This is a genomic window from Streptomyces sp. NPDC001508 (genome assembly GCF_040298665.1).
In the GTDB taxonomy this organism is placed as follows: Bacteria; Actinomycetota; Actinomycetes; order Streptomycetales; family Streptomycetaceae; genus Streptomyces.
Genome location: NZ_JBEPAP010000115.1, coordinates 1 through 12,334, shown reverse-complemented (window position 1 = coordinate 12,334; position 12,334 = coordinate 1). Strand labels below are relative to the sequence as shown.

The following is a 12,334-nucleotide window of genomic DNA, read 5'->3' as shown; positions in this document are numbered from 1 at the left end:
TCGTAAGTCCACACAACTCACGATGATCAACGGTGGCCGCACCCGTCTCCGCACCGGCCCGACCAGCAAGATCACGATCTACAGCTGGAGTACTAAGGGAGAGCGGCGCCCCGCCTGGAACTACTTCCGCCCTCATCCTTATCAGGTCGATCACGCGTCCTTGATGGTGTCGGTCAACCTGCCACGTCTCCCAGTCGGCCGTGGAAGTTCGGCTCAGTCCGGCGTCGTCCGTGCCTGTTGGTGTCAGGCATTGGTGTCAGGCATTGGTGTCAGCAGTCAAAGACGCTCTTGACAAGTTCCGTGCAACCTACTCTGACTGATCCCTACCTCGGCGTGACTTCACGACCTTATGGAAGCGGTCTAGCGGATTGATCACGTGGCCTCGGCGACGGCGAATGCAGCGACTGCGTGTCTCACGGGCGTCCTGGATGACGCGCGCCATGTACTCGTCTTCGTTCATGTCTGGGTTCAGCTCGGCACCTTTAAGGAAGTGCCCCATCCTGACGTACTGATCTTCCAGAGTTCGGGCTCGCTCTGGGCTCGGCCATCGACCAAACCGCTTCTGCACTGCCGTCCTGCCAACCCCAAACTGTGCCGCGATGCGACCCCATGAGTATCGCTGCGTGCGGGCTTCCGCTACTACGTCTGCCGCGACGCGCTTGGCTGCGTCTTCCACCAGCGCTGCCGCCTGACACACCGACATACCCTCCGTTTGACCGCTGAGCATGCGGATGGCAAGGCGAACCGCGGCGTCCGCTAGATCCTCGTGATCCATCACGTCCCACGGTTCGTGAGGCCACACAGGATCCTCGTACGACACCCAAGGCCACGGGCGAGCAGGGTCGAAGTGGGTGTTGGGCGTTTTATTGAGCGATGAATTTTCCCCAGCTACTGGGCTCATCCGTCCACTATACGAGGACGCACCCCCGGACAGAAAGCGCTTACCTGTCAGTGGCGACCGTAAGAATGGAGTGGAGCGGGGCCGACAGCAACAGGGCGGTTCCTGGCGAGCGTTGCGCTTGAACAAGTAGGGACCGGTCAGTCTGTCGGAAGGAGGCGCCGTGAGCACATAGCTCCTGGCTCAACTAGATAGGCGGTGCTGCACTCTTGTTGGCCCGGCGGGCTGTCAGTGAGTACCGGCTATGCTTCTCCCGTTCACTTCTCATCCCACTTACGCCCCGGCCAAGTGGGTCGGGGGTCCCGGTACGTCTAGGGGTAGTTACACCGATGGGAAGTGATCAATGAAGGAAGACCGAGAGCCTGAGCAGTCTGAGACCGAGCGAGACCGAGGCCCCACCAAGGCCGAGATCTTGATCGCGATCCTCACGACAGTGACGGCACTCGCAGGTTGCGTGGAACACCTGGCACGTTAGTGCCAACCAGAGCGCGGTGCCGGACGATAGGGCCAAAAGAAACGGGCCCGGCCGTCTGCTACTCGGCCGGACCCGCCTCAAACTCCACGCACGAGCCCGGCTCTGGTGGCTAGACCAGGGCCGGGCTCCTCTGCATGGAGCCTGCCCTCGACCCACTCACTTCTACTTTTCTACTGTGGAAGTGAAAGTGGAAAGTACATTTCCTGGGTCTGTAGCCCAGACTATAGCCCGCGGGTCCCCGCTGGTCCTAGCTGGTCCTGGCTGGTCCTGGCTGGTCCCCAGGGGCCTTCGGTGGTTTTGAGTGACCTTGTCAAGCGGTATCGGGCTGTCGGTTGCGCCCGCACCTGCTGTTCTTCCCCAGCCACACACCCACCCAAGCTCCCATCCCGTCTGCCGTCGGCCCACACACCGTGGAGCGGGCGCGGTTCATGGCGTCCAGGTGGAGCGCGCCACTGTACGAACGACCTGGACGCCATGGGCCGTGTCTGCTCGGCTCTGCCTGGGTCGATGGCAGACGGGATGGGAGCACCCCACGCACGCCACTGATTCGCCGGCACTCGCGAACGACGCCCCTGCCATCTCGGAGCCTGAGCGCCCCCGCCGGAGGCTGGTTCTGACCGTGGCTGCCGTCCTCTGCGGTGATCGACTCATATCCCGGCTCTGACTACGTGGGCGCGCGTCGGCGCAGCGCGGGCGGAGCGGGCCGGAGGCAGGAGCGTCGCCCGCAGCGGAGCCGGGAGCGCGCCCGGCGGAGCGGAGCGCAGCCGGCTTGAACCCGTAAAGAAGGTTGTAACTCAGTCGGGCACGTGGGGCGCCTGGGGCGCTGTGTGCGGTTTGAAGTCCTGTGTGCAGGACGGGAGTTCGTTGCCCTGACGGTGTGCCAGCGGTAGGAAGATCACGGGCCGGATCGTCCACGTGATGCGGGTACTGGCCTGGGTGACCGTCACCGTGCAGGACTCGGCGCGCAGGAGAGCTCTCCGCGTCGCTATGCGGCCGTCGTACAGCCACTCCCACGCTTCCTGAGATGCGTCGGGGTCGAGTGCCGGTGAGATGGTGCGGAGTGCGATGGCGACCCATCTGTCTGCCTGAGGCGCGGAGTAGGCGTCGAAGGATGCCCGCAGCGCCCGCCACCCTGTCCCGTCGGTGAGGTCCTCGGTCCAGCACTCGCACCAGTAGCCGCGCTGCGGCTTGTCCATCAGCACGGGCGACCTCCGGTCGGTCGGCCCGCGAACAGCTCGGCGGTGACCGTGTAACCCCCGTCGCTCTCGTGGACGACGACGCGATGAGCGATCGCGCTGACCATGCCCAAGCCCCGGCCGTGCTCGGCCTCCTGGTCCTGGCGCTTGATCTTCGGCGCTGTGCCGGCGGCCCCGTCGTCGGTGACCGACAACGCGATCACCTGTGCTGACACCGCAAGGGCCAGATGGAAGCTGCCCGACTCCTGCCCGCTGGCCGTGTGGAGGATCGCGTTCGCGCTCAGCTCGCTCACGATCAGTTCGGCGTCTTCGGCTAAAGGGGAGCCGCGCAGGATGTCGCGGGTCCAGCGGCGGGCCCGGCTGACCTCTTCCGGGAAACCTGGGCAACTGAGCCCCCAGACCCGGGCTGCACTCGTATACTCGTGCATACAAGTTCCTTCGTGCTGGTAGGCCGCCATGTGCAGCGGGTTCGGGCTAGACGAGTTTCACGCCGTCGTGGGCGCGGATCGCCGGTGGAGACACCGCGTCCATCGCGTCCAGAACGCGGATGGCGTATGCCTCGTCGGCAAGCTCGGAGACTTCTTCACGGGTGGCCCAGCGCAGGGCGCGAGTCTCGTCGCCGGTCGTGGGTGTGCCGTCGGCGGCCTCGCAGCGGAAGACCAGGGAGACGATCAGGCCCGTCATGTTCTTGTAGACGCCGGTCAGGGTCGCCGGAAGGGCGATCTTGATGCCGGTCTCTTCGAGGACTTCGCGTTGCAGGGCCTCGGGGATGGTCTCCTCACGTTCGAGGACACCGCCCGGCGGTTCCCACTTGCCGTTGTCACGGCGCTGGATCAGGAGGGCCCGGCCGCGGGCGTCTACGACGACCCCGGCGACGCTCACGGAGTGCGGGCGTTCTGTGCTCACGTTCCTCGGCCCTCTCGGCTGGCTAGGCTCTCCACCGTAGCAACAACACTCGCCCACTCGTCTAGATACCTAAAGGAGTACAAGTGAGTCCTGCTCTTCCTTCGGGCCTCCTCGGAGATCTCGACCCCACGAGCGATCGTGCGGTCTTCCGGCAGATCGCCGACCAGCTGCGCGAAGCCATCGACCGTGGGCGGTTCAGAGAGGGCGAGAAGCTGCCTTCAGAGGCTGAGCTTGTCGAGCACTACGGGGTGTCCCGGATGACGGTCCGGAACTCTTTCTCCATCCTTCAAGGGGAAGGGCTCGTGCACGCCGAGCACGGCAAGGGCGTCTTCGTCCGCCCCCGGCCCCCCGTGCGGCGGCTCGCCTCTGACCGGTTCGCCCGGCGGCATCGGGAGCAGGGGAAGTCCGCGTTCATCGTGGAGGCGGATGCGGCCGGCAGCCATCCTCAGGTCGACAGCCTTGAGGTCAGGGAAGAGAAGGCCGGTCAGGACATCTCCACCCGGCTCGGGTCCGTGCGGCGCGTGCTGGCCCGACGGCGCCGGTATCTCCTCGACGGCCGGCCGGTCGAGTTCGCCACCTCCTACCTCCCCCTCGACATCGCGCGCGGTACCCAGATCGCCGAACCCAACCCCGGCCCCGGCGGCATCTACGCCCGACTCGAAGAGCTGGGCCACCGCCTCGACCACTTCGAGGAAGAGATCCGCGCCCGGATGCCATCGCCCGACGAGGTGAAGACGCTCCGGCTGGCCTCCGGCGTGCCGGTCATTCACCTGATCCGTACCGCCTTCGACACCGAGGGGCGGCCCGTCGAGGTCTGCGACACGGTCATGGCGGCGGACGCGTACGTCCTGTCGTACCAGCTTCCGGCGACCTGATCGTCATGGCTTGCGGTGGTGCGCGGGCGCAGCTCTCCGAACTCGTACACCCCAACACGCATACTCGTATAGACGAGTGGGCAAGTTGTGTGGCAGGGTGATCGTCGTGAACCCGGGAGATCGGGTTCACGGATCGCTACATGTATAGACGAGTGGATAGGAACTGTGCTGTGCGCACCATCCGTGTGGAGACCACCGCCGCCACGATCCTCCTCACCGAGGCTCCTGAGCCGAAGGTCCGCGACCGTCAGACCGGCGAGAACGCCAAGGATGCGGTGAGCGGTGAGGCGCTGATGACCATCGGCGTCGTCTACATCGAGGACGGGGAGTCCTCGCTGATCAAGGTCACCGTGCCGGAGGGCGGCGTTTCCGAGGGGCTGAACCTCGGTGCGCCGGTCTCGCTCCCCGGCCTCGTCGCCCGGCCGTGGGAGTCCGTGTTCAACGGCCAGCAGCGTCACGGCATCGCCTACCGGGCCGCCGCCGTCACCCCGGCTGCGTTCCCGGCCGCCATGGGGGCCACCGCCTGATGACCGACCTGACAACGCTCCTGGAGGTGGGTGGTCCTGTCGCCGCGCTCGGCGGCGGGGCTGCTTACACCCGGGCCAAGTATCCGGCGGTCTACTGGTCCGCGGTTGGCGGCCCGATGTCCACGGTCCGCCTGCTCAGCTCGTACGGCTCCGTCATGGAGGCCTGCGGCCTGACCGTGGCGCCCTCCCGGCTGCGGGTTCTCGCCGTCAAGGCCACCACCCGGCGGGAGGTCCGGGCCGTCCCGCCCCGCCGGGGCATTCTCCGTCCCACCTCGACCGGGCTGCGGCTTCGGCTCCGGCTTGCTCCTGGGCAGGAGCCCGCCGACGTCGCCGCCTCGGCCGAACGCCTGCGGCACGCATGGGGAGTTCACGCCGTCTACGTCACCACGATCAAGCCGGGTGTCGTCGAGCTGCGGCTTGTCGGGTACGACGTCCTGCGCCGCGTCCGGATGCCCCGCAAGACTGGGGGTGGCTTCCTGAAGGTGCCGGTGGCGTTGCGCGAGGACGCCATGCCCTTCGTGCGCGACTACTGCACCGTTCCTCACCAACTCACCCTCGGCGCGACCCTGTCAGGCAAGTCCATGTACCTGCGCCATCTCATCTCCGGCCTTGCCCGTCAGGACGGTGTCGCACTTGTGGGGATCGACTGCAAGCGGGGCGTCGAACTGGCGCCCTTCGCCGCCCGTCTCTCCGCACTCGCCACCGACCCGGACGAAGCGGCCGAGCTGTTGCCCGTGCTGGTCAAGGAAATGGAGGACCGATACGACCTGATCAAGGCCCGGCAGGGCATCGCGCCCAGCACCCCGGACGAGGAGATCACCTCTGACATCTGGGGCCTGCCCAAGAGCGAACGCCCTGTGCCCATCGTGTTGTTCGTCGACGAGGTGGCCGAACTCTTTCTCACCGCCACCCGCAAGGACGAGGAAAGGCGGGACGAGATGGTCACCCAGCTCATCCGCCTCGCTCAGCTCGGCCGCGCCGCCGGCATCTACCTGGAGGTGTGCGGGCAGCGCTTCGGCGCCGAACTCGGCAAGGGCGCCACCATGCTCCGCGCCCAGCTCACCGGTCGTGTCTGCCACCGCGTCAACGACGAAGCGTCCGCCAAGATGGCCCTCGGCGACATCGCCCCCGAGGCCGTCTACGCCGCCTGTTCCATCGCTCCTGAGATGCCCGGTGTCGCCGTCGCGGGCGACACCTCCGGCGGCTGGTCCCGCATCCGCACGCCGTATCTCTCCCTCGCCGACGCTGCGGCCATCTGCCAGGACTCGGCCGATCTGGTCCCCGATGTCCCCGCCCTCAAGCCCTTCCGGCCCGCCGTGCCGGTGCACCCGGTCGAGGCTCTGACCCCGGTCGTCCGGCCGCGTCCGGTGACCGACTGACCGTCTCCCTTCCTTCGTATCGGTCGGCGTGACCGCCTCACGCCATGTCCCTACCCCTCCCATGCCCGAAACCGAAAGGAGCCGGATCGTGCGCGTCCACCTCGGCCGTGTCGACGCGGTGTTGGTTCAGGCGCTCATTGCTGCCGCGCTGTCCTTCGCCCACCTCCATGACGTAGCCATGGCGGCCGGGCAGGCCGGGTGGAAAGCCTGGGCCTACCCGATCAGCGTTGACCTGCTGCTTGTCGCCGCATGGCGTCGCCTGCGCTCCGGGACGGCCAAAGCGGCGTCCTGGTGCTGGTTCGTCATCGCCCTCGTCGCGTCCCTCGGAGCGAACGTCGCCACCGCCGGCCTCCTCGACCTGGACGATGTCCCGGCCTGGCTGCGGATCCTCGTGGCCGGTTGGCCCGCCGTCGCGTTCCTTGGCGGGACCCTTCTCGCCCACTCGGCACCGAAGGCGGATACCGACGAGATCGGCGCTGCCGTCATCGAGGACCAGGAGGACGAGCCCGAAGCCACACCCGCCCCGCCGCCTGTCCAACCCGCCATCGAGGCGCTGCCGGAGCATCCGCCCGTCCCTGTCCCGGCCGCCCTGGTCGACCACGCCCGCAAGGTCGCCGCCGAACACCGCACCCGCACCGGCACCCCGATCGACACCCCGACCCTTCGCGCCCGCCTCGGCGTCCCGGCCCCCATGGCCGAAGCCATCGCCGCCCAGCTCACCTGAACAGGAGGAACCATGCCGCTCTGCTTCAACACAGCCGCCGACTACCTCGAAGCGGCCCGCCAGATGGCCGACACCGGGCGCCCGACGCTGGCCCGGCTCCTCGCCGAAGAGGCCGCCGATCGCACGTCGGACGCTGCCGAGGCGGCCCGGATCCTGAACGAATTCCCCAGCTCCAGCCTGCGACAGGAAGACTCACCGTGACCGCCAACCGCCGCTTCCGCAACGTCACCCGCATCGGCCCCGTCCAGGTCGGCACCGCCTACGACGACCGGGGCCGCGAGAAGCACACCGCCGCCTGCACCGCCCCGCGCTGCGGCTTCTCCGCCGACTACGACAGCCGCGCCGCAGCCGAACTCGCTGCCCGTACCCATCGCTGCCCCGTCCGCTGAAGGGACCCGCACCCCGTGACCGTCAGTCTGCCGCTGGTCGTCGTACTCGGCTTCTTCGCCTGGGGCGCCGTCAGGTTCCTGGGCGTCCGTGCCTGGGTCGTCGTCTTGGTCGCCCTCTTCGGCTTCTGGCTCTCCCACACCTTCCTGGCCCCCGCCATCGAGACCGGTACGCGCTCCGGCGTGGACGTCATAAACGGCTCACATGACTAGACGAGTAGATAAGGAGAGCTCCGCCGTGTTCCTGCCCAAGTACCCCGACAGCCCCACTCCGCCGCCCGCGCACACCCACACCCCGACCGACCCGGCTCCCGTCCGGCGCTCCGCGCTCCCCTCCGTCTCCGTCAGTACCGGCGCCGTCGTCGCCGTGCTCACGGGCGGCGTGGTCCTCACCGCGCTCCTGACCGCCGTCGCCGTGTTGGCCATCTCCGTGGCCATCGCCGCCGTGGTCCTGCGCTCCCTGCTGCGCGACCACCACCGGCGCTGATCCCTCTGCCCGACCCCTGGGGCGGCCACGACACCGCCAAGCATCCGGCCGCCCCGGGGCCCGTCACTCCTGACCGAGCCAGCCAGAAGGAGCCAGCCATCTTCACCCGCACCACCCCGCCCCCGCTCCGCGAACTCACCAACCTCGCCTCGGGCGGCACCCTGCCCGGTATCCTCCGCCAACTCTCCGGCCTCGGCGGCTGCACCAACCCCATCCGCCTCGACGGCCACCGCACCGAGTACGACGTCGACACCACCACCGGCGAGATCGGCCGCATCCTCCAGCACCTCGACTCCACCGACCTGCCCGCCGGCCAACTCCTCGTCCGCTGCAACAACCGCCGCACCACCCGCTGCGAGGCCTGTGCCGAGGTCTACCGCCGCGACACCTTCCACCTGATCAGCGCTGGACTCCGTGGCGGCAAGGGCACTCCCGAACACGTCGCCACCCACCCCCGCGTCTTCGCCACCTTCACCGCACCCGGCTTCGGCCCGGTCCACAACCGCCGCACCGACGGCCGCGCCTGCCGCTGCGGCACCCACCACGACCAGGACGACGACGCCCTTGGCACCCCGCTCGACCCCGACACCTACGACTACGACGCGGCCGTGCTCTGGAACGCCCACGCAGGTGCCCTCTGGCGCCGCTTCTCGATCTACCTCCGCCGGGAGGTCGCCAAGCGCGCGGGCCTCTCGCAGCGACGCCTACGCGACCACGCCCGTGTCTCCTTCGCCAAGGTCGCCGAGTACCAGAAGCGCGGTGCCGTCCACTTCCACGCCGTCATCCGCCTCGACGGCCCACACGGCGGCGACACCCCACCATCGCCTTGGGCCACCGCCGAACTCCTTACCGACGCCATCCGCGCTGCTACCGCCAAGGTCCGCGTCGACGGCCCGACCCTCGACGGCTACACCCACACCTTCACCTTCGGCCGCCAACTCGACGTCCGCACCATCCAATCTGCCGACTTCAACGACGGCCAAAAACTCACCGAAAGAGCCGTTGCTTCGTACATCGCCAAGTACGCAACCAAGGGCGCCGAGACAGCCACGGGAGCTCTCGACCGGCCGCTGAAGTTCGCCGCCGAACTCGCCCAGCTCGACATCAGCGACCACGCCCGCCGCCTCATCAGAACCGCCTGGACCCTCGGCGCACGCAAGGACCTTGAACACCTCCGCCTGCGCGCCTGGGCTCACATGCTCGGCTTCCGCGGCCACTTCTCCACCAAATCCCGCCGCTACTCCACCACCCTCGGCGCCCTCCGCAACGCCCGCGCCGAATGGCGCCGCGCACAAGCGGCGACAGCTGCCAACCCTCGGCCGGACACGACGTACGTCCTTGCGCACTGGGTCTTCGCCGGCACTGGCTTGAGCGCTGCCGAGACCTGGCTTGCCGCATCCCTCGTACCCGCCCTCGGCACGGAAGGAGAACCCACCGCATGACCGACCGCTACCTGTCCGTCGACCAGGTCGCCGAGTTGCTCGGCACGACCGCCCGCTTCCCCCGGCGGCTGATCGAAGAGCGGCGCATCCGTTACGTGAAGGTCGGTCGGCATGTACGCATCCCGGAGAGCGCCGTCGATGAGTTCATCCAGTCCCGCACAGTTGAGCCGCTGAGGCGTTCCCGCACTGGCTTCAGGAGGGCTGCCTGATGGCCAACAACAAGGGCAGGCGCCGCCGCTTCGGCGCGATCAGACGGCTTCCTTCCGGCCGGTACCAGGCGCGCTATCCGGGCCCTGATGGCGTGATGCGTCCGGCTCCGATCACTTTCGAGACGACGGCGGACGCGGACGATTGGCTTGCCGAGAAACAGACGGAGATCCGCCGGGGCGAATGGCGCGATCTCGAGGCGGGCGCGGTGAGCTTCCGGACCTACGCCGACAAGTGGGTCGACGAACGGGAGATCGCGCCCCTCACCCGCGACCTCTACCGCTACCTCCTCGACAAGCACCTGTTCGCCTTCACCGAGTCGGACTTGGACGAGATCACAGCTCCGCGGGTGCGTGAGTGGCGGGCCGATCGGCTGCGGACCGCCAACGCCAGGACGATGACGGCCAAGGCGTACCGGCTCCTCAAGGCCATCATGGAGACGGCCGTGGACGACGAGTTGATCACTCGCAATCCGTGCCGGATCAAAGGCGCCGGTAAGGAGAAGGCAGCTGAGCGGCGCATCGCTACCGTCGCCCAAGTTGACGCACTCGCCAACGCCGTAGGGATGCGCTGGCGGCTCATGGTCTACCTCGGTGCGTACGGCCCGATGCGGCCGGAAGAGCTGGCCGGCCTCCGCCGTCGGGATGTCGACCTCGACAACCTGCGCGTCCGTGTACGCCTCGCCGAGCCGGAGCGGATGAACGGGCGGCGCGTACAGGGCGACACCAAGTCCGAGGCCGGAACCCGGACTGTGATTCTTCCCGCGTTCCTCCACCGGGAACTCCGCTGGCATCTGCAGAGCTACGCCGAGCCGGGCCCAGATGGACTGCTCTTCGTCGGCGAGAAGGGCGCTCCGTTCCGGCGCAGCACCTTCGGACGGAAGTGGCGGAAGGCGCGAGAGATCGTCGGCATGCTTGAGGGCTTCCGGTTCTACGATCTCCGACACACGGGGCACACGCTGTCGACGCGCTCCGGGGCCACGCTCAAGGACACCATGGTCCGGGCCGGACAGTCCTCCGAGAAGGCAGCGCTGATCTATCAGCACTCCGACGACGAGCGGCAGGAGGAGGTCGCCGCCCGGCTGGACGCCACGGTCCGCAAGGCCCGGGCCGCTGCCGCGCAGAGAGCGCCCGACAAGCCTTCTGGCACGAATCTGGCACGCGACAACTGATCACGACGGACAGCAAAAAGGCCCGGGTCGATGACCTGGGCCTTCTCCATGGAGCGGGTGACGAGAATCGAACTCGCGCTCTCAGCTTGGGAAGCTGATGTTCTACCATTAAACTACACCCGCGTAAGACGCCGACCGGAGTCGGTGTCCGAACGCTCGGTCACTCTACCTCATCGCGGGTCCCCGGTGCTGACGCCGTGAGTCCGATCGCGTTTCAGGGGGTGGGATCCGGGTGCGGGCGGCCGGAGTTGGGGCGTACGGTGGGGGCGTGGAAGAGGGGCCGGGGGGCGCCGTGTGCGGCGCCGCGGTGGGCCGGAGTGGGCCGGAGTGCCGCCTGGAGAGTCGTCTCTTTGATCCCGTAATGTGGCTTTTGTCGTCAGGGTAGTTGGCCAGACGCGGCTCTTGGGGAAGGGACTCTTGGACTTGATGGAACGCACCGTCGTCCGCTGTGCCGATGGGCACGTGTTCAGCACCGCTTCGTTCCCGATGCAGCAGGCCGAGCGGCTCGGACCCGGCCGGCTCGTCCGGTGTCCGCGGTGTGCCCGGCTCCGCAGCGTGGTGCCGGTCGCGCTTGAGAAGCAGTGATGCGGAGAAAGCAGAGAAGTCGAGAAGCAGGGAAGTAATAGGCAGTAGCGGCAGGTGCAGGGGTGAGTGGGAGCTTGTGGCTGTCGGGAAAGTGAGAGGTGGTAGCCGGTAGCGCGGCTGCCGCCGGACGGGGCGTACCGGCGCTTCGCCGGTCGTTCCGTCCGCGCGCGGAGTCGTCACGATTGTCACGGCTCCGCGCGCCTTGCGTATCCTCGGGACGTGCTTCTCTCAGACAAGGACATCCGGGCCGAGATCGATGCCGGGCGGGTGCGGATCGATCCCTACGACGAATCCATGGTGCAGCCGTCGAGCATCGACGTGCGGCTGGATCGGTTCTTCCGGGTGTTCGAGAATCACCGGTACCCGCATATCGACCCCTCCGTCGAGCAGGCCGATCTGACCCGGCTCGTGGAGCCGGACGGTGATGAGCCGTTCATCCTGCACCCCGGGGAGTTCGTGCTCGCCAGTACGTACGAGGTCATCACGCTGCCCGACGACCTCGCCTCGCGGCTGGAGGGCAAGAGTTCCCTCGGGCGCCTCGGGCTCGTCACGCACTCCACCGCGGGCTTCATCGACCCCGGGTTCTCCGGGCATGTCACGCTGGAGCTGTCCAACCTCGCCACCCTGCCGATCAAGCTCTGGCCGGGCATGAAGATCGGCCAGCTGTGCATGTTCCGGCTGACCTCGCCGGCCGAGTCCCCGTACGGCAGCGAGCGGTACGGGTCGCGGTACCAGGGGCAGCGCGGACCCACCGCCTCCCGCTCCTACCTCAACTTCCACCGGACGCAGGTGTGAGCGACGTGACCGGCATACGCGAGAACCTGACCTACGAGCGGTTCGGCGTCGCCGTGCGCGAGCTGGCGCAGGCCATCGCGGACGACGGATATGAGCCGGACATCGTCCTCAGCATCGCGCGGGGCGGGGTGTTCGTCGCGGGCGGGCTCGCCTACGCCCTCGACTGCAAGAACCTCCACCTGGTGAACGTGGAGGTTTAGCGGGGTCTCCCGTATCAGCAGGCTCTGACCTGGTCAAACAGCCTGGTCAGAGCCTTCCGGCTGTACTGGTTGGTACCCCTT

At 67.9% G+C, this 12,334-nt stretch carries 16 protein-coding genes, 1 tRNA gene and 1 pseudogene; 14 read left to right on the top strand and 4 right to left on the bottom strand.

Annotation, left to right across the window (positions count from 1 at the left end):
• On the top strand, positions 1–292 hold a 292-nt coding region (locus tag ABT245_RS44975), incomplete at its 5' end, for a hypothetical protein (protein WP_351746717.1).
• 1,875 nt (positions 293–2,167) lie between these two features.
• On the opposite strand, the gene ABT245_RS44970 is transcribed toward ABT245_RS44975, so the two are convergent.
• From ABT245_RS44970 to ABT245_RS44960, 3 genes are read right to left on the bottom strand one after another with little or no spacing between them, the layout of a single operon-like run.
• A complete protein-coding gene (locus ABT245_RS44970; RefSeq protein ID WP_351746725.1) occupies positions 2,168–2,569 on the bottom strand; it encodes a hypothetical protein in 402 nt (133 codons plus the stop codon).
• Positions 2,569–2,997 (bottom strand): ATP-binding protein, encoded by a 429-nt coding sequence (locus tag ABT245_RS44965; protein WP_351746715.1) that lies wholly within the window; start codon positions 2,995–2,997, stop codon positions 2,569–2,571. The genes ABT245_RS44970 and ABT245_RS44965 overlap by 1 nt, the downstream gene beginning before the upstream one ends.
• Before the next feature lie 46 nt (positions 2,998–3,043).
• Complete coding sequence (locus ABT245_RS44960; protein ID WP_351746722.1) at positions 3,044–3,451, bottom strand: NUDIX hydrolase; 408 nt, start codon at positions 3,449–3,451, stop codon at positions 3,044–3,046.
• Positions 3,452–3,558: 107 nt separating this feature from the next.
• Here ABT245_RS44960 and ABT245_RS44955 point away from each other — a divergent pair, with 107 nt between their 5' ends.
• From ABT245_RS44955 to ABT245_RS44905, 11 genes are all read left to right on the top strand, one after another.
• Entirely contained in the window at positions 3,559–4,350 is a 792-nt protein-coding gene (locus tag ABT245_RS44955) for a GntR family transcriptional regulator (RefSeq protein ID WP_351746713.1), read from the top strand.
• Positions 4,351–4,520: 170 nt separating this feature from the next.
• Complete coding sequence (locus ABT245_RS44950) at positions 4,521–4,877, top strand: SCO3933 family regulatory protein (protein ID WP_351746710.1); 357 nt, start codon at positions 4,521–4,523, stop codon at positions 4,875–4,877.
• Positions 4,877–6,256 (top strand): FtsK/SpoIIIE domain-containing protein, encoded by a 1,380-nt coding sequence (locus tag ABT245_RS44945; protein ID WP_351746707.1) that lies wholly within the window; start codon positions 4,877–4,879, stop codon positions 6,254–6,256. The genes ABT245_RS44950 and ABT245_RS44945 overlap by 1 nt, the downstream gene beginning before the upstream one ends.
• 88 nt (positions 6,257–6,344) lie before the next feature.
• On the top strand, positions 6,345–6,980 hold the full coding sequence (locus ABT245_RS44940; RefSeq protein ID WP_351746704.1) for a DUF2637 domain-containing protein: 636 nt from the start codon (positions 6,345–6,347) through the stop codon (positions 6,978–6,980).
• A 12-nt stretch (positions 6,981–6,992) separates the two neighbouring features.
• Positions 6,993–7,181 (top strand): hypothetical protein, encoded by a 189-nt coding sequence (locus ABT245_RS44935; RefSeq protein WP_351746701.1) that lies wholly within the window; start codon positions 6,993–6,995, stop codon positions 7,179–7,181.
• Positions 7,178–7,369, top strand: a complete 192-nt coding sequence (locus ABT245_RS44930) for a mobile element transfer protein (protein WP_123975881.1) — start codon at positions 7,178–7,180, stop codon at positions 7,367–7,369. The genes ABT245_RS44935 and ABT245_RS44930 overlap by 4 nt, the downstream gene beginning before the upstream one ends.
• A gap of 15 nt (positions 7,370–7,384) precedes the next feature.
• On the top strand, positions 7,385–7,579 hold the full coding sequence (locus ABT245_RS44925; RefSeq protein ID WP_351746698.1) for a hypothetical protein: 195 nt from the start codon (positions 7,385–7,387) through the stop codon (positions 7,577–7,579).
• 25 nt (positions 7,580–7,604) lie between these two features.
• Entirely contained in the window at positions 7,605–7,853 is a 249-nt protein-coding gene (locus ABT245_RS44920; RefSeq protein WP_351746695.1) for a SpdD protein, read from the top strand.
• 161 nt (positions 7,854–8,014) lie between these two features.
• Positions 8,015–9,295, top strand: coding sequence for a replication initiator (locus ABT245_RS44915; RefSeq protein ID WP_351746720.1), 1,281 nt, complete (start codon positions 8,015–8,017; stop codon positions 9,293–9,295).
• On the top strand, positions 9,292–9,504 hold the full coding sequence (locus ABT245_RS44910; RefSeq protein WP_351746692.1) for an excisionase family DNA-binding protein: 213 nt from the start codon (positions 9,292–9,294) through the stop codon (positions 9,502–9,504). Before ABT245_RS44915 ends, ABT245_RS44910 begins: the two co-directional genes overlap by 4 nt.
• Entirely contained in the window at positions 9,504–10,673 is a 1,170-nt protein-coding gene (locus ABT245_RS44905) for a tyrosine-type recombinase/integrase (RefSeq protein ID WP_351746689.1), read from the top strand. The genes ABT245_RS44910 and ABT245_RS44905 overlap by 1 nt, the downstream gene beginning before the upstream one ends.
• A gap of 49 nt (positions 10,674–10,722) precedes the next feature.
• On the opposite strand, the gene ABT245_RS44900 is transcribed toward ABT245_RS44905, so the two are convergent.
• Positions 10,723–10,796, bottom strand: a tRNA-Gly gene (locus ABT245_RS44900).
• A 681-nt stretch (positions 10,797–11,477) separates the two neighbouring features.
• Here ABT245_RS44900 and dcd point away from each other — a divergent pair.
• Both dcd and ABT245_RS44890 read left to right on the top strand, forming a co-directional pair.
• Positions 11,478–12,053 (top strand): dCTP deaminase, encoded by a 576-nt coding sequence (dcd, locus tag ABT245_RS44895; protein WP_351746686.1) that lies wholly within the window; start codon positions 11,478–11,480, stop codon positions 12,051–12,053.
• A 5-nt stretch (positions 12,054–12,058) separates the two neighbouring features.
• Positions 12,059–12,247 (top strand): annotated as a pseudogene (locus ABT245_RS44890) (phosphoribosyltransferase); the annotation flags it as partial.
• Positions 12,248–12,334: the final 87 nt, after the last annotated feature.

Coding starts and splice junctions, on each gene's coding strand:
- ABT245_RS44970 (WP_351746725.1), bottom strand. CDS start 2,569: ATGGACAAGCCGCAGCGCGGCTACTGGTGCGAGTGCTGGACCGAGGAC.
- ABT245_RS44965 (WP_351746715.1), bottom strand. CDS start 2,997: ATGCACGAGTATACGAGTGCAGCCCGGGTCTGGGGGCTCAGTTGCCCA.
- ABT245_RS44945 (WP_351746707.1), top strand. CDS start 4,877: ATGACCGACCTGACAACGCTCCTGGAGGTGGGTGGTCCTGTCGCCGCG.
- ABT245_RS44935 (WP_351746701.1), top strand. CDS start 6,993: ATGCCGCTCTGCTTCAACACAGCCGCCGACTACCTCGAAGCGGCCCGC.
- ABT245_RS44910 (WP_351746692.1), top strand. CDS start 9,292: ATGACCGACCGCTACCTGTCCGTCGACCAGGTCGCCGAGTTGCTCGGC.
- ABT245_RS44905 (WP_351746689.1), top strand. CDS start 9,504: ATGGCCAACAACAAGGGCAGGCGCCGCCGCTTCGGCGCGATCAGACGG.